The organism is Cellulomonas sp. P22, assembly GCF_044392165.1.
Map to the genome: position 1 here is coordinate 135,074 of NZ_JBISBW010000011.1, position 20,819 is coordinate 155,892.

Below are 20,819 nucleotides of genomic sequence, written 5' to 3' on the forward strand. Positions count from 1 at the left end.
GCTCAGACCACGCCGGCGGCGGTCAGTGCGACAGGCAGCAGCAGCGCCAGGAACAGCAGCTCGCCGGTGTCCGCGAGCCGCCCCAGCCACAGCCGTCGGCCGGGGTTCACCAGGCCCAGCGCGACGACGACAGCGGCGAGCAGCCCGGCGGCCCCCGCGAGCCCGCCCCGCCAGCCCGGGTGGACGAGCGCGGCCGCGAGCGCCGTCGCCGCCAGTCCCACGATGCCCACCGACACGACGAGCAGGACGTCGCTGCGCGAGGAGGTCTGGCGCACGCTCAGCAGCAGGCCGCCGTAGCAGAGCACGAGCAGGAGCGTCCCGGCCACGCCCGTCCCCACGATCGCGGGGGTCGCGACGAGGGCCAGCACGCCGACCGCGGCACGCAGCGTGACCTGCAGCCGGTGGCCGGTCGCGTACTGCGCGCGCACCACGGCCGGGTCGACCTCGACGGGGTCGAGCAGGATCTCGGCGTCCGAGCGGGCGGTGACGACCCGCAGCGGCGTGCCCGACAGCGCGAGCCACGGCACCCCGATCGAGCACGCGACCACGACCGCGACGACGACCGCCAGCACTGCGCCCGGATCTGTCCCCGCGGCGGCGACCACCGTGCCGCTCGCAGCCAGCGCCAGGCCGACGAGCATCGGCCCGACGCACAGCTCGCGCCGGTCCGGCATCGCCAGCAGACCGATCCCGCCCGAGACCAGCAGCCCCGCCCCCGCGAAGGCCGTCGACCAGCCCCAGGTGGGCGCCCCGTCCAGAGCGGTCAGGCCGGCGACCGCGCCGAGCACGGTCGCAGCGAGCACCAGCACCCGACCCGCACCCGGCTCGGTGCCCACGCGCCCGACCACGGCCCCCGCCGCGAGCACCAGCACGCAGCTCGCGGCCGCCAGCACCGGGGGCAGCAGCGACGCCGGGTCGGCGCCGACGAGCAGCGCAGCAGCAGCGAGCAGCAGCGCGACCGCGGCGCCCGCCGCGCTCCGTGCGCTGTCCTGCGCGGTCCACGGCGCGTGGTGCGCCTCGACCGCGTCGGCCACCGCTTCCACCACGTCGTCGTACACGCGGGGCTCGGCCCGGTCCGCCCCTGCCTCGAGTGTGAGCACCGCGCCGTCCTCGACCCCCTGCGCCACGAGGCTCCGCGCCGACTCGACAGGTCGGCCGTCGGCCCGCAGCAGGCGGTAGCCGCCGTAGACGGTCGCGGCGTCGAGGACGCCCAGCGTGCGCGCGAGCCCGGGGATGAGCTCGGCGACGGGGACGTTGCCCGGCGCGCCGAGATCCGCGCGGCGGTCGTCGGCGACGACGGACAACCGGACGAGCGTCCCGACAGTCGTCGGGGACGAGGTCAGATCGGTCATCCGTGTCCTTCGGTCCAGGCCACCGGGCCGCGTCGGGTCGGTGGTGAGCATAGCCACGCGGGAGCCACCGCCGGAGGCTGCACACCCCGGATGCGCTGCCCGATCGCGTCGCACGCCCGACACGTGAGACGGGTCCTGACCCGATCGGGTGATTGCACTGCCCTGGGACGAATGCGACGGGGGGCTGCACTACGGTTCCCGTGTCAGGACGCATGCGTCCGTGACGGCGTCGCCGCACGGTGGTGCTAGGGGTTCGACCCGCAGGGGTCGAGTAACGGGAGGTGACGATGGCGGTCGAGGTTTCCGCAGCCGACGGTGCGCTCAAGCAGGGCGCGTCCGCGGTCGCTCAGTCCAAGGCAGACCTGCAGCGCGAGCTCTCCGCGCTCGAGGGCAAGCTCGCCGGGATCGGCTCGCACTGGCAGGGCCAGGGCGCCGTCGCGTTCTCGTCGCTGATGGCCCGGTGGCGCGAGGACGCGCAGAAGATCGTGCGTTCGCTCGACGACTTCGAGGCGAACCTCGTGTCGTCGCAGTCCACCTACACCGCCGCGGACGACGCCCAGCAGTCGGCCATGAGCCGCCTGCAGGGCCGGCTCGGCTGACCGCGCGACGAGAGGAACGACGACGATGAGCAACCTCAAGGTCAACTTCGGCGGGCTGCAGACCGCGGCCGCCGACATCGCCTCGGGCGCGAACCAGATCGAGAGCCGCCTCGCAGACATGGACCGCTCGCTGCAGCCGCTGCGTGCGAACTGGACCGGTGCGGCGGCCGAGTCCTACGAGGCCTCGAAGGCCTCGTGGACCGCGGCCATCACCGACATGAAGGCCCTGCTCGCGGACATCGGCCGCGCGGTCGCGGCCTCGGGTGAGGACTACCAGGCCACCGAGCGGGCGAACGCCCAGCGCTGGTAGCTCGACCCGCGCGCCGCGGCGCGCACGGCACCACGACGGACGCCCGCGCCGCCATCCCCCCGGGGCTGGCGGCGCGGCGCGCGTCGAGCACATCGGCCCGCGACACGGGCCGCGACGAGGGGACGGGCATGGCCGGCGAGATCGAGCTCGACAGCGAGGTCCTCAGCGCGCGGGTCGCGCGGCTGACCTCCATCCTGGACAACCTCGAGATCCTGCAGGGGGCGGTCGCGGAGATCGGCGGGAACCAGGACACCACCCGGTGGTCCGCCGCCCCGGGACCCGACGACTTCTCGCGGACGCTCGCCGCGTCGCTCGACGAGGCGCGCGGCTTCATCGCCCGGCTGCATGCGACCGTCGACAAGCAGATCACGGGACTGAGCACGAGCGCCTCGGCCCTCCTGGCGCAGGACGCCGCCGCAGCGGCCTCGCTGACCGCCGCAGCGAACCGGCTGGCCGGCCTCCAGGGCCGCATGGTCCCGCTGTGACCCGACGAGACGTGACGCGACGGCCCCTGCGCCACGGGGTGGTCGCGACGCTCGCCCTGACCGCCCTTCTCGCGACCCCCACGGGTCCGGCCATGGCCGCCGACGCCGGGGACGGCCTGTGGTACTACACCCAGACCGGCGTCGCCGAGGCCCACCAACGCACCCGGGGCGAGGGCATCACCATCGCCGTGCTCGACGGCCCGATCAACGCGGGAGCACCCGAGCTCGCGGGCGCGGACCTGACCGTCCACGAACCGGCCTACTGCGCACGGACGCCGGGCGGACCGCCCATCGACGCGATCACCACCGACCCGGAGGCGTTCCACGCCACGACGGTCACCTCGATGATCCTCGGTAACGGGAAAGGGGCCGCCGGCCAGCCGGGCACACTCGGGGTGGCCCCCGGAGCGCACGTGCTCCACTACACGGTCCACTTCAGCACCGGAGGCGAGAACAGCGACTGCGCTCGGGTCGGAGAGAGCACGGCGACGTCGGTCGTCTCTGCGCTCGACCAGGCCGTGGCCGACGGCGCCGACATCGTGAGCCTGTCGTTCGGCTATGGATCCACCGCCGACGTCACGGACGCGCTCGCGCGGGTCCTGCGAGCAGGCGTGGTCGTCGTGGCGGGCGTGCCCAACGACAGCTTTCAACCCGACTTCCTGTCCAGTGCGAATGGCGTGGTCGCGGTCGAGCGCAGCGACGTGGACGGCCGCTCGGCCACGGACACCATGGAAGCCACCCCGTGGATCACGGTCGCCGCGCCGGGGCAGGACGTCCGAGTCATCATGCCCACCTGGGACAGCTACGGGCTCGCCGGCGGGTCGTCCTACGCGACGCCGTTCACCGCGGGGGTCCTCGCGCTCGTCTGGTCCGCCTACCCCGACGCGACCGCGAACCAGATGATCCAGTCCCTGATCCGCAACACCGGGCCCACGGACCACGAACTCACCCGCAACGCCGACCTCGGCTACGGCATCGTGGACGTCCAGCACATGCTCGCCCACGACCCGACCACCTACCCCGACGAGAACCCGCTGCTGCGCGACGACGCCGAACCCTCGACCGCCACGATCCTCGGCCAGCCCGAACCCGGCACCGACACCACCACTGCGCCGCCGGCAGAGGCGCAGGACACCGCCACCCCCACCACGACGGCCTCACCCCTGAGCCCGCTCCTGCTCACCGCCGCCGGAGCTCTCGGGCTCCTCGTCCTCATCGGCATCGCCCTCGCCGTCGCCCTCACCCGCCGCGCACGACGCCGCACCACCGCCTCCTCGTCCCCGCCACCGACCCCCGGCCCCTGGGCCTGAGAAGGGATCCCCGATGGGACAGCACGCCGACGACCTCGCCCTCACGCTGCAGGCGGAGCTCGACACGATCACCCAGGACGCGATGCGCCTGCACTTCGCCGCGTCGGCCCTGGACTCGATGGCTGACTCGGTCACCGCGATCGTGGGCGACCTCGGCATCACCGGAGAGATCGCCGACGCCTCAGAGGGCGAGCTGACCCTCCTGGCCAGCGACATGCGCAGGACCGCCGACTCGATCACCCGCGCCCAGACCGCCGCCGAGAGCGCCCGCGCCGCGGTGGCCGCCGCGCAGGAGGCCTATCACGCACTGCCCGAGGGCAAGCTCTCCTTCGCCCAGCGTGCCGCCCTCACCGCGGGGGGGACCATCGCACTTCCGGGCATCGGCACCGTCGCCGCCACCGTCGCCGGGGAGATCTGGTCCAACCAGCGCGAGAGCGACCGGGAGTCGGCAGCGAAGAAGGCCCTGGCCAATCTGGCGACGGCGATCACCGACGCCACGCACTCACTCGCGTCCAGCCCCGAGATCGACGCCTACGTGACCCCGCTGTCCAGCCTCCCGGCCACGACCCCCACCGACCAGGCCCCGGTTGCCGATCCCGCCGATGCCGGTACCTGGACCCGGCAGCGGACCACGTCCGGCGTCCCGTCGCGGTCCGCTGCGGGGTCCTGGTCCACGGCCGCGGCCGGTGCGACGCCCTGGACCGCTGGCACCGAGTCGTCGCTCGACATCGCCAGCAAGCCCGGCACCACGATCGGCGGGGTCCCCGTCAGTGGTACCTCGCCGGTGGGTGGTGGCACGACCTCGGCCGACGGCACCGTGAGCGGGTACGTGCCCGGCGCGGGCACGACAGGCACGGGGCTCGGCACCGGCACGGGGCTCGGCACCGGCACGGGGCTCGGCACCGGCACGGGGCTCGGCACCGGCACGGGGCTCGGCACCGGCACGGGGCTCGGCACCGGCACGACCCCCGGGATCGGCGGCTTCGGCGGGAGCGCCGGCCACGGGGCGGGGCTCGGCGGGTCGGCTGCGGGCGCGGGTGCCCTCGCGGGCGGCCTGGCCGTGGGTGGTGCGGCGCTGGGCGCGGCCGGGGTCGGCCGGCTCGGCGGCTCCCCCACGGCGCTGGGCGTCGGCAGCGGCCTCGGCGGAGGCCTCGGGATCGGCGGAGGCCTCGGGATCGGCGCGACGGGCACCGGCACGGGCGCAGGGGCAGGCGCGGCAGGTGGCACGTTCCTCGGCGGCGGTCAGGGAGCGGCGGCCGGGGCGGGCTCGCGGTCGACGGCGGGAGCCTCGGGATCGGGCCTCACGGGCACCAGCGGCCGCTCGGGCCTGGTCGCCGGCTCGTCGACGACCACGTCCACGACTCCCGGTGCAGGGCAGGGCTCCACGATGGTCGGTCCGCAGGGCGCGGGCGCCGGCGCTGCGGGCGGCTCGACGAAGTCCCGTCGCACCACCTCATCGGGGTACCTCGCGCCCCAGCTCGAGGAAGACGACGCCCCCATCCCTGCGGCGCTGACCGCACGGGCACGCGCCGGGTCGCGCGACCAGCTGCCCACCGCCCCGGAGCCCGACCCCGAGGCCGACGAGCCCTGGTGACCCGCACCGCCCCGGCGCCGGCCGCGGGCGACCGCGGCGTTCGCTAACGGGTCGCGGGGCGGACAGTGAAGGTCCGGTTGCCGATCTGCACGGTGGCCCCGGCCGGCACGGAGACCCGACGGTCGGTGGGCACGACGACCGTGGGTCGGCCGGGGACGAGCAGCACGGTGCCGTTCCCCGAACCCGCGTCGGAGATCCAGAACCCGGTGCTGTCGATGCCGAAGCGCGCGTGGGTCCGGGACAGCGAACGGTCGGGGTCGTCGACCTGCACCACGTGGTCGCAGCGCTCGCCGGGCACGGCCCGCGGCGCACGCCCGACGACACCCGGCCCGTGGACCGTGGTCGACTCCCCGGTGTCGAGGGTGAGGACGAAGCCGGCCGCAGGGGCGGCGGACACGGCCGCGACCTCGCGAGGCGGGGCGACCGGCACGCCCCTGTCGACCGGCACACCCTGCCCTGCCGGCACACGCTGCCCGACGGGCGCGCCCGGCCTGCCCCCCGCCGCCACGTGGCCGGCGGCGTCGGGCCGCAGCCGCGGCTGGGCCTGGGTGACCGCCGACGTCGTCGGGGGCTCCGGTGTGCGGGGCTGCGCGGGTCGGACGGTGCTGACGGCAGGGCCGCTCACCGCACGGGGTGCCGGCGGCGGCGCCGGGCTGCGACGGGGCGCCCGCACGTCGACCACCACGGTGCGTGCAGCGCGGTCGTGCCAGCCGCGCACCCGCCCGGTGGGGTCGAAGGCCCCGGAGGCGACGACGAGCCACTGCCCGACGCCCAGACCCAGGTGGCCGGCACCGAGCACGAGGGCCCGGCGGGTCGAGCGGCCCGACCCCGCGGCGTGGGGCGACTCGATGCGGGCGGTGCGCAGGCCGACCGCGAGGTTGCCGAACGACGCGCCCGTGCGTCCCTCCCACACCACGATGCCGACCACGAGCTCGGCGCCCACGAGCACCGTGAGCACCACGCTGCGGGTCAGGACGAGCACGAGGGCGCACGCGAGCGTGACCGCGAGCGCGTCGACGGCGTAGGCGAGGAGCCGCTGGCCGACCCGTGCGGGCGTGACGCCGCCGAACGCAGGGTCCAGACTCGCGGCCCGCTCGTCGGTCGGGGACGGTGCGTGCGCGGTGCCGGTGCGGCGCGCCGCGCCCCAGGGCTCGCTGTGCGGCGCGGCGGGCTGGGCGTCCTCGATGACCACCACGTCGGACCCCGCGAGGACGACAGCGCTGCCGCATCCAGTGCAGAACCGGGCGCCGGGCTGCAACGGGCGCCGGCAGCCTGCGCAGACGGCTCCCTGGGCGGTGCTGGTCATCGGCTCTCCCGGAGGTCGCAGGACGGCGAGGGGTCGGGGGGCGGCGGCACGACGGACGCCGACCCAGCGGCTGCGGTCGTCATCCGGACGCCGCCGCGCGGAGCAGGGCGATCGCGTCGACCGCGACGAGGGCAGCGGGCAGGGCGAGCACGACCGCGAGCGACTCGATGCCGTCTGCGCACCTCGACGCCGCGACCGAGCGCCACCCGCGCCCCGTCGGCAGGCTCGTCCCGGCGGCCACCAGGGCGACGAGCACGAGCACGGTCGCCGCGAGCACGGGAGACGCTCCCCCGACGTCGGTGAGGACGACGGCCTCGGCCAGCACCGCGGCGGCGGCGAGGCGGGGCACGACCCGGGCTGTGGTGCCCCGGGCGGTGCGGGGCAGCAGCGCGAGAGCGAGCGCGACGCAGCCCGCGAGCGCGAGGCTCCCCCACCGCGCGACGGCGCTGGGCGCGGGGGTCGTGAGCACGACCGGGAGCAGCAGGGGGCCCACGATCGCCACGAGCACGGTGCCCGAGTCCTTGCGCCGCTCCGCGCGTCCGACGGTCAGCTCGACCTGCTGCCGGGTCGCCCGTGCGGGGGCGGGGCGACGGGGTCCGCGCACCGACAGGGCCGTGCGCGCGGTCAGGGTGAGGTCGACGAGCTGCTCGTCGGGCACGGCGATGGTCAGGCTGGGCAGGGCCCGCAGGGCGAGCGGCGCGGCCCCCACCAGGACGGCTGCCGCGAGGGCGCCGGGGAGCCCGGCGAGCAGCGTGGCGGCCGCGGCGGCGGCGGCGACCGCGAAGGCCACGAGCACGACGCCGGACAGGTCGGCCGCGGCAGAGCGCGCGATGCGGCTGACCGCGTGGCGTGCCGCGGCGACGACGGCGGCCACGACCAGCCCGACGGCGACGGCCAGCTGGTGCGCGCGGGCGAGCGCCGGGTCGACGGCCAGGACCCCGGCGGCGAACCCGAGGACGGGCGCCACGAGCGTGGCCGCGTCGGCCACCCCACGGCTGCTCCCGCGCGCCGTGACGAGCGCGACAGCGGTGAGCCCGAGCACGGCCGCGAGCACCTGCGGCCCACCGGCGACGGGCAGCGCGGACGGGACGCCCAGCAGCGCGGCGCCTGCGACGACGAGCCCTCCGACCCCGCCCAGGAGCACGAGGCCCGCCTGCGCCGGCGGCCGACGTGACGCCGACCCGGTGGTCCTGCGTCCCACCGGGTCGGGCGCTGCCGGGCGGACGACGTGCACCACGGCACCGTCGGCGAGGTTCGGGCCGACGCCCTCGTCGATCGCGAGCGGGCGGCCGGACGAGTCGAGCACCACCAGGCCGGGCTCGCGGACGTCCACGCCCGCGGACCGGAGGGTCGCGGCGAGGCTCACCTCAGGGGTGAGCGCGACGTCGAGCCGGTCGCCGCCGATCTGGAGCGCGAGACGGACGAGCGGCGCGGCAGGTGCGCTCACGCCAACCTCCTCCGATGGGGGCCGGTCGACCCGGGCAGGACCGGCGACATGCTACTGGGGCCCCGGGCGCGGCGGGGGCCCGCGCCCGCGCAGGTCACGCAGGTGGGTGAAGCCTGCACCTCCCGGGTGGTCTGTCCGAGATCGCACGCGCGGCGCCCGATATGGTGTGCCGCGGCTCACCGCACGACGCCGCCGGACCTCGCCCAGGGGCCGCGGCCGGCGGGGCCGCGGCCCGGCACCACGGAGGAGCAGCTCGGAATGTCGATCGCACCGTACCGGGCAGCCCGCGTCGCACCGCCCGGCGTCCCCTCCGGTCGTGTCGCGCTCCTGGCCCCGCCCGAGATCCAGGCGTCCGACGGCGTGAGCGGCCTGCTGGCCACGATGCTGCCGATGCTGGGCAGCGTCGGCTCGATCGTCTTCGTCGCGGTCTCCTCCCCCGGTCCCCGCGGCATGATCGCGGCCGGCATGTTCCTGGTCGCGTCGCTGGGCTTCGTGGGGGTCAACGGCTGGCGCCAGCGTTCGCAGCACCAGGCACAGGTGGTCGGTGCGCGGCGTGAGTACCTCGCCTACCTGGCGGACCTGCGCGGCACGGTGCGCCAGGCCGCGCGTCAGCAGCGTCGGGCAGCGGAGTGGGTCATGCCCGACCCGCGCGCGCTCGCGGCGGTCGCCGAGGAGGGCAGCCGGGTCTGGGAGCGCGAGCCCGACCACGACGACTTCCTGCTGGTGCGCCTCGGCCTGGGCGCCCAGCCGCTGTGCCTCGAGCTCGACGCCCCCGAGACGGCGCCGCTCGCCCAGCTCGACCCCGTCGCCGCCTCGGCCGCCCACCGGTTCCTCGTGACGCACCGGGTGCAGCGCGACGTCCCCGTGGGCATCGACCTGGGCTCCGTCGCCCGCGTCGAGGTCACGGGAGGCGAGGACGAGGCCCGCGCGCTCGCCCGGGCGCTCGTGAGCCAGCTCGCGGCCTTCCACTCCCCGGAGCACCTGCAGGTCGCGGTCCTGACGAGCGAGCGCAACGCCGCGGCGTGGGACTGGACCAAGTGGCTCCCGCACACCCACTCGGCCCGGGTGCGGGACGCCGTGGGGCCTGCGCGGATGATCGGCACGGCACTGACCGACGTCGAGGGCCTGCTCCCCGAGGACCTGCGGGACCGGCCGCGCTTCGGGCCGGGTGCGCAGCCACCGGTGCCCCATGTGCTCGTCGTGGTCGACGGCGGCCACGTGCCCGCCGGCAACGCGATCCTCACGCCCGACGGCGTGCTGGGCGTGACCGTGCTCGAGCTGCCCGAGAGCTGGTCCGACCTCGACTCCCCCCACACCCTGCGCCTCGGCCTGGGGGTCGCTCCGGCCACCGGGCCGAACGCCGGACGGGTGCCCGTGGACGTGCTGCGCGTGGGCCACGAGCCGTACCGGGTGGTCGCCGACCAGCTCGCGGTGCCCGACGCCGAGGCTGCCGCACGTCGCCTGATGCCGCGCCACGTCGAGCAGGGTCCCGCACGCACCGACGGGGCCAACGCGTCGTCCGAGCTCACCGACCTGCTCGGCATCGGTGACATCCGCGACCTGGACCTGGGCCTCACGTGGCGACCACGTCTGCCGCGCGACCGGCTCCGGGTGCCGATCGGGCTGACGATGCAGGGCCAGCCCGTCGCGCTCGACATCAAGGAGTCCGCGCAGCAGGGCATGGGCCCGCACGGCCTCATCATCGGCGCCACCGGATCGGGCAAGTCCGAGGTGCTGCGCACGCTCGTGCTGGCCCTCGCGCTGACCCACTCCTCGGAGGACCTCAACTTCGTCCTGGTCGACTTCAAGGGCGGCGCGACGTTCGCGGGCATGGCCGACCTGCCGCACGTGTCCGCGATCATCACGAACCTCGGCGAGGAGCTCACGCTCGTCGACCGCATGCAGGACGCCCTGCAGGGCGAGATGGTCCGCCGCCAGGAGCTGCTGCGCGCGGCGGGCAACTTCAGCAACGTCACCGAGTACGAGAAGGCGCGCGCGAACGGGCGCACCGACCTGGACCCGTTGCCCGCGCTGCTCATCGTGTGCGACGAGTTCTCCGAGCTGCTCTCGGCCAAGCCCGAGTTCGTGGACCTGTTCGTGACGATCGGACGGCTGGGCCGGTCGCTGCAGATGCACCTGCTGCTGTCCTCGCAGCGCCTCGAGGAGGGCCGGCTGCGCGGGCTCGAGTCGCACCTGTCCTACCGGATCGGGCTGCGCACGTTCTCGGCCGCCGAGTCACGCACCGTGCTGGGCGTGCCCGACGCGTACACGCTGCCCTCGGTGCCCGGCATGGGGTTCCTCAAGCCCGACACCACCACGATGGTGCAGTTCCGCGCGGCGTACGTCTCGGGGCCGCCGCCCGCGCGTCGGCACGCGGCACGCACGGCCGGGCCCGCCGGCCCGGCGCGCCTCGAACCGTTCACCGCGGCGCCGGTGCTGAGCCTCGCGTCCCCCGTCGCCGCGGCCGCCGAGGCACCCGTCGTCGAGGCGCCCGACGAGCGCGCCACGTTCGACATCGCGGTCGAGCGGATGCGCGGCAAGGGCCCCGCGGCGCACCAGGTGTGGCTGCCGCCGCTCGTGGTGCCGAGCACGTTCGACCAGCTCATGCCCGATCTCGCGGTCGACCCGCAGCTCGGCCTCGTCTCCCCCACCTGGCGGGCCGCGGGCGACCTGACCGTCCCGCTCGGCATCGTCGACCGGCCGCTCGAGCAGCGCCGCGAGAACCTCACGGTCTCGCTCGGCGGCGCGGGTGGGCACCTGGCCGTCGTGGGCGGACCGCGCACGGGCAAGAGCACCCTGCTGCGCTCGGTCGTGACCGGTCTGGCGCTGACCCGCACCCCGCACGAGGTGCAGGTCTACGTCCTGGACTTCGGCGGCGGCACGTTCAGCCCGCTCGCCCGTCTGCCGCACGTCGCGGGCGTGGCCGGCCGCTCCGAGCCCGACGTGGTCCGACGGGTCGTGGCCGAGCTGCGCAGCCTCGTGGACGCCCGCGAGCTGTACTTCCGCGCGCAGGGCATCGACTCGATCGAGACGTACCGCGCGCGCCGCCTCGAGGGCCGGGCCGACGACGGCTACGGCGACCTGTTCCTCGTCGTCGACGGCTGGGGCACGGTCCGCACCGAGTTCGACGAGCTCGAGCCCGAGCTGCAGGCCCTCGTCGGGCGGGGGCTGACGTACGGGCTGCACCTGCTCGCGTCGGGCGCACGCTGGATGGACTTCCGCGCGCAGGTCAAGGACCTCCTCGGCACCAAGATCGAGCTGCGCCTGGGCGACCCCGCGGACTCCGAGATCGACCGCAAGACCGCCGTCGACGTCCCGAAGGACCGTCCGGGGCGCGGTCTGGCCATGTCGCGGCACCACGTGCTCGCCGCCCTCCCCCGCATCGACGGCTCACCCGACCCAGGGACGCTCGGCGCGGGCGTGGACCACCTGGTCGACGCGGTCGTCGCCGCGTGGCGCGGTGCCCCCGGACCCAAGCTCCGGCTGCTGCCCGAGCGGGTCACGCTCGCCCAGGTGCGTGCCCTCGCGCAGCACGACACGAGCCGCCTGCTGCTCGGCATCGACGAGGCCCGCCTCGCGCCCGTCGGCATCGACCTGGCCGAGGAGAACCACCTGTACGCGTTCGGCGACGGCGGATCGGGCAAGTCCGCCCTGCTGCGCGCCGTGGCCGACGAGGTGCGCCGGGTGTGGACCCCCGACCGCGCGCAGGTCTTCGCCGTCGACCTGCGTCGCTCGCTGCTCGGCGAGATCCCCGGCGAGTACCTCGCGGGGTACCTCACGACCCAGGAGCAGGCCACCGAGGAGATCGCCGCACTCGCCGCGTACCTGCGGACCCGTCTGCCCGGGCCCGACGTCACGCCCGAGCAGCTGCGCGCGCGGTCGTGGTGGACGGGCGCCGAGGTGTTCGTGCTGGTCGACGACTACGACCTGGTCGCGACCAGCGCCGGCAACCCGCTCGCCCCGCTCGTGCCGCTGCTCGCCCAGGCCGGCGACGTCGGGCTGCACCTCGTGCTCACCCGGCGCACCGGCGGCGCGGGACGCGCGATGTACGAGCCCGTGCTGCAGGCCCTGCGGGACCTCGCCGCACCGGGCCTCGTGCTCGCGGGAAGCCCCGACGAGGGCGCGCTCGTGGGTGCTGCCCGGCCCGTGCCGGGCGTGCCCGGCCGCGGTCAGCTCGTCACGCGCGACGGCGGTCGCCAGGTGGTGCAGCTCGCGTTCAGCGCACCCACGCACTGACCGACGCGCGGTCAGTCCCGCGGGGCGTCGACCACCACGGCCGTGACGTTGTCCCGGCCACCCGCGGCGACCGCTGCCGCGACCAGCGACTCGGCCGCGTCCTGGGGGTGCGGGCGCGAGCGCAGCAGCCCCGCGATCAGCGAGTCGTCGAGCTCGCCCGTGAGCCCGTCCGAGCACACGAGCATGCGGTCGCCGTGCTCGACCGGCACCAGCAGGTAGTCGACCGCGAGGGAGGACGCCGCACCGAGCGACCGGGTCAGCACGTGGCGGCGCGCGTGGTGCAGCGCCTCCTCGGGCGAGATGTGCCCCGCGTCGACGAGCTCCTGGACCTCCGAGTGGTCGACGCTCAGCTGCTCGAGCACGTGGCCCTGCAGCCGGTAGGTGCGCGAGTCGCCCAGGTTGAGCACGAGCCAGTGCGGACGGCCCTCGTGCTCGGTGAGGACGACCCCGGCGACAGTCGTGCCCGGGCTGCGCCCGAGGGTCGGCGGCAGCGCCTGGAGCCGCGCCCGGGCGGCCTCGAGCCGCAGCTGGACGTCCTGCGCGGTGACGTCCGTCAGCCCGGCGAGCCGTGCGAGCGCCCCGGCCGCGGCCGCGCTCGCGACCTCACCGGCATCGTGGCCACCCATGCCGTCGGCCACGGCGAACACGGGCGTCGCGGCCACGTAGCTGTCCTCGTTGGACGTGCGCCGCGTGCCGATGTCCGTCGCCGCGCCCCACACGGGGCCGATCGCGCTCATCGCGCCTCGACCCGGAACGCGCGCTCGCCGAAGCGCACGACCCAGCCCGGCGCGACGTGCGCCCGCGCACCGGCAGGCAGCGCCCGCATCTCACCGTCGGGCGCGACGACCACGGTGCCGTTGGTCGAGCCACGGTCCATGACCCACACCCCTCCGGGCTCGGGGCCGAACACCAGGTGGAGCTTGGAGATCGACCGCGACGGGTCGTCGATCGCCACGGCGTGCGCGACAGCACCGTCGATCGCACCCTGCGGATGACGGCCCACGGCGCCGTCACCGACCACCGCCAGGCTCTCGCCCGTGTCGAACACGAGCCAGACCTGCGTGGCCACCGGCATCCGCGACGGTTCCGACCGGGACACGGGCCACGGGGCGGGTGCGGGTTCCGGTGCCGGGACGGGGGCGGATACCGCTGCGGGTGCGGGTACCGCTGCGGGTACGGACGCGGGTGCGGGTACCGCTGCGAGCGCGGGCGCGGGCGCGGCGTACCGGTCGGCGCTCGGGGTGGGCGCCGTGAGCACGGTCTGCTCACGCCCGGAGGCGTCACGCCGCAGCACCATCGTGCCCGCAGCCTTGTCGTGCCAGCCACGCTGGGCGGGCGAGGCGTCCCACGCCCCCGAACCGGCCACCACGTAGGTGCCGACGACGGGGACCACCGAACCCAGCCCTTGCACCACGGTGCGCAGCAGGACGCGTCCGAGGCCCGCGGGCCGACCGGTCGCGGACGCGACGGTGCGGGTGCCGAGCAGCAGGTTCCCGATCGTCAGCCCCGTGCGGGCCTCGGCGACCCACTGCGCGACGGCCACGCAGGCCATGACGGCACCCGCCACGAGCGGCGCGAGCGCGGCGCCGCTGCTCGGGGCGAGCAGGTCGGTGGCGGCGAGCACGACCGCGCCGACGGCGACCACGACGACCTGGTCCAGGACAAGCGCACCGAGCCGGGCGCCCACCGGTGCGACCTCCCCCGGCGAGACCGTGAGGGTGCCGGACGACGCGCCGACGCTGCGCCGCGTCGCGACAGGCGCAGGCAGCGACGGGGCAGGCGGTGACGGGGCGGGCGGCGGTGCGACGGCGTGCGCGGGCGGGAGGGCGGGAGCGGGCGACCCGCACGCGCCGCAGAACAGCGCGTCGGGTGCGAGCGGGACGTCGCACGTGAGGCAGACCGCGGACGGGTGCGTCGCTCGTGCGGTCATCGTCCCTCCCGTCGACGTGTGCGAGGCGCGGGCCTCAGGAAGCGCGGTCCACCAGCGCGTCCGCGAAGGCCACGAGCGCGTCCTTGACCGGTCCGGTGGGCAGCGGTGCGAGCTCGGCCGCTGCGGCGCGTGCCAGCTCGACGGCCTGGCTGCGGGTCTGCTCGACCACGTCGTGCGTCCGGAGCGCGCCCACCGCCTCGTCGAGCGCGGCGTCGCTCGACAGGTCGGAGTCGAGCAGCGCGACGAGCTCACGGTCCGCGGCCGTGCCCGCGGCCGAACCGGCGAGCCGACGCAGCAGCAGCGCGGGCATGGTGGGGACCCGCTCGCGCAGGTCGGTGCCCGGGGTCTTGCCCGTGACGTCACCGAGGGACGTGAGGTCGATCACGTCGTCGGCGAGCTGGAAGGCCACGCCGACCTTCTCGCCGAAGCTCGTGAGGGTCGAGACGACGTCCGGGGTGCAGCCCGCGAACATCGCCCCGAACCGGGCCGAGGTCGCGATCAGCGAGGCCGTCTTGTCGGAGAGCACCTGCAGGTAGTGCGCGACCGGGTCCTCGTCGGGCCGGGGTCCCACGGTCTCGTGCAGCTGGCCGAGGCACAGGCGCTCGAACGTGGTCGCCTGGATGCGGACGGCCTCGGGTCCCAGCCCGGCGACCGTGACCGAGGCGCGGGCGAACAGCAGGTCGCCGGTGAGGATCGCGACCTGGTTCCCCCACACCTCGTGGGCCGACGGCGCACCGCGGCGCAGCGGCGCCGAGTCCATGACGTCGTCGTGGTACAGCGACGCGAGGTGCGTCAGCTCGACCACCACGGCCGCGTCGAGCACCTCACGGCGCGCACCGTCACCCAGCTCGGCGGCCAGCAGCGTCAGCATGGGCCGCAGCCGCTTGCCGCCGGCGTTGACCAGGTGGCGCGAGGCGTCGTCGGCGAGGGGGTCCGCGTGCGCGACGGAGTCGCGCAGGCGTTCCTCGACCAGGGCGAGGCGCCCCGTCAACAGCTCGGCCAGGGCCGGGTCGTTCAGGGGGAGGACGGTTGTGGAGCTCACGGGATGAACTTAGCCGCCTCGGTCACCAGATCGAGAACCGGCGACGGCAGCACACCCAGGACGATGGTCAGCAGCGCGCACGCCGCCACGGCGACGGCGGTGAACCCCTGCGTGGTGACGACGGTGGTGACCGACGTGCTCGGCGCCTCGTCCGGGGCCCCCTCCGTGCCCGGGGGCGGCGTGAAGAACATCAGCACGACGATGCGGACGTAGAAGAACGCCGCCGCGGCCGAGGCCAGGACACCCACGAGCGCGAGCTGCCACGCACCACCGGCGACCGCTGCCGAGAACACAGCGAACTTCCCGGTGAAACCGGCCGTGAGCGGGATGCCCGCGAACGAGAGCAGGAAGAGGGTGAAGGTCAGGGCGGTCAGCGGGTGCGTGCGCCCCAGCCCGGCCCACTGCGCGAGGTGCGTGGCCTCGCCGATCACGACGCCCTCGCTCTCGGTCACGTCGTCCGAGCCGCCACCCGCGGTGACGGTCGCGGGGACCGCCGTGCGCTCGCGCACCAGCGAGACGATGCCGAACGCGCCGACCGTCGCCGCGCCGTAGGCCAGCAGGTAGAAGAGCACCGAGCTGATGCCCGTGCTGTCGAGCGCGATGACGCCGGTGAGCACGAAGCCCGCGTGCGCGATCGACGAGTAGGCCAGCATGCGCTTCATGTCGGTCTGCACCAGGGCCGCGACCGTGCCGACCACCATGGTGAGGATCGCGACGGCCCACAGCATCGGCTCGAGGTCCCACGCCAGGCCGGGCAGCACCACGTACATCATGCGCAGCAGCGCACCGAACGCCGCGACCTTGGTGCACGCGGCCATGAAGCCGGTGACCGGCGTCGGGGCGCCCTGGTAGACGTCGGGCGTCCACTGCTGGAACGGCACCGCGCCGACCTTGAACAGCAGCCCCACGAGCACGAGCACAGCACCGACGAGCAGCAGCCCGTCGAGGCCCACCACGGTCTGCGTGGCGGCGGCGATCTCGGAGTAGCGCAGCGAGCCGGAGAACCCGTAGAGCAGCGCGACGCCGAACAGCAGGATCGCCGAGGCGAACGCCCCCAGCAGGAAGTACTTCATGGACGCCTCCTGGCTCAGCAGGCGGCGACGGCGCGCCATCCCGGTGAGCAGGTACAGCGGCAGCGACAGCACCTCGAGCGCGACGAACAGCGTCAGCAGGTCGGCGGTGGCCGGGAAGATGAGCATGCCGCCCGTGGCGAAGAGCAGCAGCGGGTACACCTCGGTCTGCGCGAGACCCTTGCGGAGCGCGAGCTCCTCGTAGTCCGAGCCCGGCAGCGCCGCGGCCTGGGGCGCGAACGCGTCCTCACCCGAGCGGGTGCGGTCAGCGACGACCAGGAACGAGAGCAGCGCGAGCAGCGCGATGGTGCCCTGCAGCACGAGCGTCGGTCCGTCGACGACGAGCGCGCCGCCGAGCACCACGGTGCCGCCGGTCGTCCTGACGTCGGACCACAGCAGCGCGACGGCCACGAGCGCGCCCGCGGTCGCGGCGACCGAGAGGGTGAGCTGCACGGTGCGGCGCACCCGGCGCGGCGCGAAGGCCTCGACGAGCACCCCGACCACCGCGGCGCCGAGCACCAGGATGACGGGGGTCAGCTGCGCCCACGCGATGTCCGGTGCGGTGAAGCCGGCCCCGTTCACTTGTCACTCCCGTCGGTTGCTGCACTGTCGTCCACGAGCACCTGCGAGGGCACGTCCTGGATCCCCACCTGGTCGAGCGTGACCTGCGCCGGGTCGCCCACGAGGTCGAGGGCGGGAGCCGGGTAGAAGCCGATCACGAGCATGATCGCGATGAGGGGGGCGATGGCCCACCGTTCGCGTCCGGACAGGTCCGGGGTCGTGGCGAGCTCGTCACGCACCGGTCCGGTGAAGATGCGCTGATACGTCAGCAGGATGTAGAGCGCGGCGAGCACCACGGCGAAGGCAGCGACGACCGCGGCCGGGCGGTCCCGGGCGTACGTGCCGATCAGCACCATGAACTCGCTGACGAACGTGGACAGGCCCGGCAGCGACAGCGCCGAGAGGCCCGCGACGAGGAACGTCCCCGCGAGCACCGGCACGACCTTCTGCAGGCCGCCGAAGTCCGCGATGCGACGCGAGCCGCGACGGGCCACGAGGTAGCCCGCGAGCAGGAACAGCGCACCCGTCGAGAGCCCGTGGTTGACCATGTAGAACGACGACCCCGACACGCTCAGCGACGTGAAGGCGAAGATGCCCAGCACGATGAAGCCGAAGTGCGAGACCGACGTGTACGCGATGAGCCGCATGAGGTCCTGCTGCGCGATCGCGAGCAGCGCCCCGTAGAGGATCGAGATCACGGCGAGCACCACGATCGCGGGCGCGGCCCACGTCGAGGCGTTCGGGAACAGCGGCAGGCACAGCGTGAGCATGCCGAACGTGCCGACCTTGTCGAGCACGCCGACCAGCAGCACCGAGGTGCCCGCGGGGGCCTGCTCGGCGGCGTCGGGCAGCCACGTGTGCACCGGGAACATGGGCGCCTTGATCGCGAACGCGAGGAAGAACGCCACGAACAGCCAGCGCTCGGTCGCGACCGGCAGGTCGACGCCCACGAGGTTCTGGGTGAGGAAGCCCTGCGGTCCGCCCGGGCCCTCGAGGTACAGGGCGATGACGCCTACGAGCATCACGAGCCCGCCCGCGAGCGAGAACAGCAGGAACTTCACGGCCGCGTACCGCCGCCGCTCCCCACCGAACTGCCCGATGAGGAAGTACACCGGGATGAGCATGGCCTCGAACAGCACGTAGAACAGGAAGACGTCGCGCGCCGCGAACACGGCGACCATGAAGACCTGCGTGAGCAGGATCAGGGCCATGTAGTGCCGCAGCTGGTCGGTGACGACCTCACGCGTGCTGCCCTGCTCGTGCCAGGCGGCGAGCAGGACGAGCGGGACGAGCACGACCGAGAGCAGCACGAGCAGCAGGCCGACGCCGTCGACCCCCACCGCGTAGCTGACCCCCAGCGCGGGGATCCAGCCGTGGGTCTCGACGAGCTGGTGCACGCCCGACTGCGCGGTGTCGAACGCGAGCACGGCACCGACGGCGAGGGCGACCTCGACGAGGGAGAAGCCGAGCGCGACGGGGCGCACCAGGCGGCGACGCGAGGTGGGCAGGGCCCACACCGCCGCCGCTCCGAGGAGCGGCAGGACGATGAGGGCGGTGAGCCAGGGGAATCCGGAGGACATCGACGCGGCTCTCTCTCAGATCCGGGGGGCCAGGACGGCGACGACGAGGATGACGAGCCCGAGGAGCATCGTCGCGGCGTACTGACGGGCGTAGCCCGTCTGCACCCGCCGGACGACGTTGCCCGTGCCGACGACGAACCGGGCCAGACCCGAGAACCCGCCGTCCACGACCTGACGGTCGAGGTACACGAGCGAACGGGTCAGGTGCTGGCCGGGCTCGACGAGCAGCGCGTCGTTGACCTGGTCCTGGTACAGGTCCGCGCGGGCCGCGCGGGTCAGCACCGAACCGGGCGGTGGGGTCAGGGGTACGGGGGCCGCGGCGTACTGGCGCCACGCGAGCACGAGGCCCACGACGACGACCAGCAGCGTGAGCGTCACGATGAGCCACGCGGGCAGCACCGGGCCGGCCTCGTGCGACACGTGGCCGGTCACGGGCTCGAGCCACGTGGTGAACCCGCCCGCGGCGAGCAGCCCGCCGAGGGCCACCGAACCGGCCGCGAGCACGATCATCGGCACCGTCATGAGCTTCGGCGACTCGTGCGGGTGCTGCGGCTCGCCGTCGGCCTTGGGGGCCCAGCGGCGTTCGCCCTCGAACGTCATGAAGAACATGCGCGACATGTAGAACGCGGTGATGCCCGCGCCGACGAGCGCGATGGTGCCGAACACCCACGCGCGCCACGGGGCGCCGTCCACCGGGACGAAGGCCGCCTCGATGATGCGGTCCTTGCTGAAGTAGCCCGAGAACGGCGGGATGCCGAGGATCGCGAGCCAGCCCAGGCCGAACGTGACCCACGTGACCTTCATGTAGCGGGCCAGGCCGCCGAAGCGGCGCATGTCGACCTGGTCGTCCATGCCGTGCATCACGGACCCGGCACCCAGGAACATGCCGGCCTTGAAGAAGCCGTGCGTGACGAGGTGGAAGATCGCGATCGCGTAGCCGATCGGGCCGAGCCCGGCCGCGAGGAACATGTAGCCGATCTGGGACATGGTCGACGCGGCGAGGGCCTTCTTGAGGTCGTCCTTCGCGCAGCCGACGACGGCCCCGAACAGCAGCGTGATCGCACCGACGACGACCACGACGAGCCGCGCGTCGGGTGCGCCGTCGTAGATGGCCCCGGAGCGGACGACGAGGTAGACGCCCGCGGTGACCATGGTCGCCGCGTGGATGAGCGCCGAGACGGGCGTCGGGCCCGCCATCGCGTCACCGAGCCAGGACTGCAGGGGGAACTGCGCCGACTTGCCGCACGCCGCCACGAGCAGCACGAGGCCCATCGCCGTCAGCGTCCCCGTGCTCGCGTGCGGCACGCCCGCGTCGACCGTCGAGAAGCTCACGCCGCCGAAGGTCGAGAACATGAGCATGAGCGCCACGAGCAGACCCACGTCGCCGACGCGGTTGGCGATGAACGCCTTCTTGGCCGCGACGGCGTACGCGGGGCGGTGGTTCCAGAACCCGATGAGCAGGTACGAGGCGAGCCCCACCCCCTCCCAGCCGACGAACAGCAGGAGGTAGCTGTCGGCCAGGACCAGCAGCAGCATCGCCGCCACGAACAGGTTGAGGTACGCGAAGAACCGGCGCTTGCTCGGGTCGTGGGCCATGTACGCGATCGAGTACACGTGGATGAGGGTGCCGACGAACGTCACCAGCATCACGAACGTGAGCGACAGCGGGTCGAGCCGCAGACCCGCGTCGAGGTGGAACGACCCGACGGATATCCACGAGAACATCGACAGGTCGAGCACGCGCTCGTCGGCGGGGCGGCCGAGCAGCGTGACGATGCTGGCCAGGCCTACGACGAACGACAGCGAGGACATCGCCACGGCGAACCAGGGGCCCCAGCGGTCCGAGCGACGGCCCGTGAGCAGCAGCAGGGCCGCGCCGAACAGCGGCAGGGCCACCATCAGCGGGGCGAGGGAGAGCACGCCGCCGTCGACCGCCTGCACGCCGGTGACGGCGGACGAGTCGGTGAGCAGGGCGAGCGGGGTCAGGGTGTGCACGG

15 protein-coding genes are annotated in these 20,819 nt (G+C 74.6%); 6 read left to right on the forward strand and 9 right to left on the reverse strand.

All coding sequences use genetic code 11. The features are described from left to right. Positions 1-2 precede the first annotated feature (2 nt). Positions 3-1,352 carry an EsaB/YukD family protein gene (locus ACGIF2_RS13255; protein WP_396047335.1) on the reverse strand — a complete coding sequence of 450 codons (1,350 nt, stop codon included), beginning with the start codon at positions 1,350-1,352 and terminating at the stop codon, positions 3-5. Between the two features lie 287 nt (positions 1,353-1,639). Here ACGIF2_RS13255 and ACGIF2_RS13260 point away from each other — a divergent pair, with 287 nt between their 5' ends. The 5 genes from ACGIF2_RS13260 (at position 1,640) to ACGIF2_RS13280 (ending at position 5,650) form a co-directional block, all read left to right on the forward strand. After that, positions 1,640-1,951 carry a WXG100 family type VII secretion target gene (locus ACGIF2_RS13260; RefSeq protein WP_396047337.1) on the forward strand — a complete coding sequence of 104 codons (312 nt, stop codon included), beginning with the start codon at positions 1,640-1,642 and terminating at the stop codon, positions 1,949-1,951. A gap of 25 nt (positions 1,952-1,976) precedes the next feature. Further along, positions 1,977-2,261, forward strand: coding sequence for a WXG100 family type VII secretion target (locus tag ACGIF2_RS13265; protein WP_396047339.1), 285 nt, complete (start codon positions 1,977-1,979; stop codon positions 2,259-2,261). A gap of 128 nt (positions 2,262-2,389) precedes the next feature. Then, positions 2,390-2,746: a hypothetical protein gene (locus tag ACGIF2_RS13270; RefSeq protein WP_396047341.1), complete on the forward strand. Its 357-nt coding sequence runs from the start codon at positions 2,390-2,392 to the stop codon at positions 2,744-2,746. Further along, complete coding sequence (locus ACGIF2_RS13275; protein WP_396047343.1) at positions 2,743-4,056, forward strand: S8 family peptidase; 1,314 nt, start codon at positions 2,743-2,745, stop codon at positions 4,054-4,056. Before ACGIF2_RS13270 ends, ACGIF2_RS13275 begins: the two co-directional genes overlap by 4 nt. Positions 4,057-4,069: 13 nt before the next feature. Continuing rightward, positions 4,070-5,650, forward strand: coding sequence for a hypothetical protein (locus ACGIF2_RS13280; protein WP_396047345.1), 1,581 nt, complete (start codon positions 4,070-4,072; stop codon positions 5,648-5,650). A gap of 43 nt (positions 5,651-5,693) precedes the next feature. Here ACGIF2_RS13280 and ACGIF2_RS13285 read toward each other — a convergent pair whose 3' ends face one another. Together ACGIF2_RS13285 and ACGIF2_RS13290 are read right to left on the reverse strand one after the other, a co-directional pair. Then, a complete protein-coding gene (locus ACGIF2_RS13285; RefSeq protein ID WP_396047347.1) occupies positions 5,694-6,956 on the reverse strand; it encodes an FHA domain-containing protein in 1,263 nt (420 codons plus the stop codon). A 79-nt stretch (positions 6,957-7,035) separates the two neighbouring features. Next, a complete protein-coding gene (locus ACGIF2_RS13290; protein WP_396047349.1) occupies positions 7,036-8,403 on the reverse strand; it encodes a hypothetical protein in 1,368 nt (455 codons plus the stop codon). 258 nt (positions 8,404-8,661) lie between these two features. On the opposite strand from ACGIF2_RS13290, the gene eccCa reads away from it, so the two are divergent. Further along, positions 8,662-12,639 (forward strand): type VII secretion protein EccCa, encoded by a 3,978-nt coding sequence (eccCa, locus tag ACGIF2_RS13295; protein WP_396047351.1) that lies wholly within the window; start codon positions 8,662-8,664, stop codon positions 12,637-12,639. Between the two features lie 11 nt (positions 12,640-12,650). Here the strand turns inward: eccCa and ACGIF2_RS13300 are convergent, their stop codons facing one another. From ACGIF2_RS13300 to nuoL, 6 genes are read right to left on the reverse strand one after another with little or no spacing between them, the layout of a single operon-like run. Continuing rightward, positions 12,651-13,376, reverse strand: a complete 726-nt coding sequence (locus ACGIF2_RS13300) for a PP2C family protein-serine/threonine phosphatase (RefSeq protein WP_396047353.1) — start codon at positions 13,374-13,376, stop codon at positions 12,651-12,653. Beyond that, positions 13,373-14,569, reverse strand: coding sequence for an RDD family protein (locus ACGIF2_RS13305; RefSeq protein WP_396047355.1), 1,197 nt, complete (start codon positions 14,567-14,569; stop codon positions 13,373-13,375). The genes ACGIF2_RS13300 and ACGIF2_RS13305 overlap by 4 nt, the downstream gene beginning before the upstream one ends. A gap of 34 nt (positions 14,570-14,603) precedes the next feature. After that, entirely contained in the window at positions 14,604-15,611 is a 1,008-nt protein-coding gene (locus ACGIF2_RS13310) for a polyprenyl synthetase family protein (protein WP_396047357.1), read from the reverse strand. Continuing rightward, a complete protein-coding gene (gene nuoN, locus ACGIF2_RS13315; RefSeq protein ID WP_396047359.1) occupies positions 15,608-17,263 on the reverse strand; it encodes an NADH-quinone oxidoreductase subunit NuoN in 1,656 nt (551 codons plus the stop codon). Before nuoN ends, ACGIF2_RS13310 begins: the two co-directional genes overlap by 4 nt. Then, positions 17,260-18,822: an NADH-quinone oxidoreductase subunit M gene (locus ACGIF2_RS13320; protein ID WP_396047361.1), complete on the reverse strand. Its 1,563-nt coding sequence runs from the start codon at positions 18,820-18,822 to the stop codon at positions 17,260-17,262. The genes nuoN and ACGIF2_RS13320 overlap by 4 nt, the downstream gene beginning before the upstream one ends. A 15-nt stretch (positions 18,823-18,837) precedes the next feature. Next, a complete protein-coding gene (gene nuoL, locus ACGIF2_RS13325) occupies positions 18,838-20,817 on the reverse strand; it encodes an NADH-quinone oxidoreductase subunit L (RefSeq protein WP_396047363.1) in 1,980 nt (659 codons plus the stop codon). Positions 20,818-20,819 lie beyond the last annotated feature (2 nt).

Coding starts and splice junctions, on each gene's coding strand:
- ACGIF2_RS13255 (WP_396047335.1), bottom strand. CDS start 1,352: ATGACCGATCTGACCTCGTCCCCGACGACTGTCGGGACGCTCGTCCGG.
- ACGIF2_RS13260 (WP_396047337.1), top strand. CDS start 1,640: ATGGCGGTCGAGGTTTCCGCAGCCGACGGTGCGCTCAAGCAGGGCGCG.
- ACGIF2_RS13265 (WP_396047339.1), top strand. CDS start 1,977: ATGAGCAACCTCAAGGTCAACTTCGGCGGGCTGCAGACCGCGGCCGCC.
- ACGIF2_RS13270 (WP_396047341.1), top strand. CDS start 2,390: ATGGCCGGCGAGATCGAGCTCGACAGCGAGGTCCTCAGCGCGCGGGTC.
- ACGIF2_RS13280 (WP_396047345.1), top strand. CDS start 4,070: ATGGGACAGCACGCCGACGACCTCGCCCTCACGCTGCAGGCGGAGCTC.
- ACGIF2_RS13285 (WP_396047347.1), bottom strand. CDS start 6,956: ATGACCAGCACCGCCCAGGGAGCCGTCTGCGCAGGCTGCCGGCGCCCG.
- eccCa (WP_396047351.1), top strand. CDS start 8,662: ATGTCGATCGCACCGTACCGGGCAGCCCGCGTCGCACCGCCCGGCGTC.
- ACGIF2_RS13300 (WP_396047353.1), bottom strand. CDS start 13,376: ATGAGCGCGATCGGCCCCGTGTGGGGCGCGGCGACGGACATCGGCACG.
- ACGIF2_RS13305 (WP_396047355.1), bottom strand. CDS start 14,569: ATGACCGCACGAGCGACGCACCCGTCCGCGGTCTGCCTCACGTGCGAC.
- ACGIF2_RS13320 (WP_396047361.1), bottom strand. CDS start 18,822: ATGTCCTCCGGATTCCCCTGGCTCACCGCCCTCATCGTCCTGCCGCTC.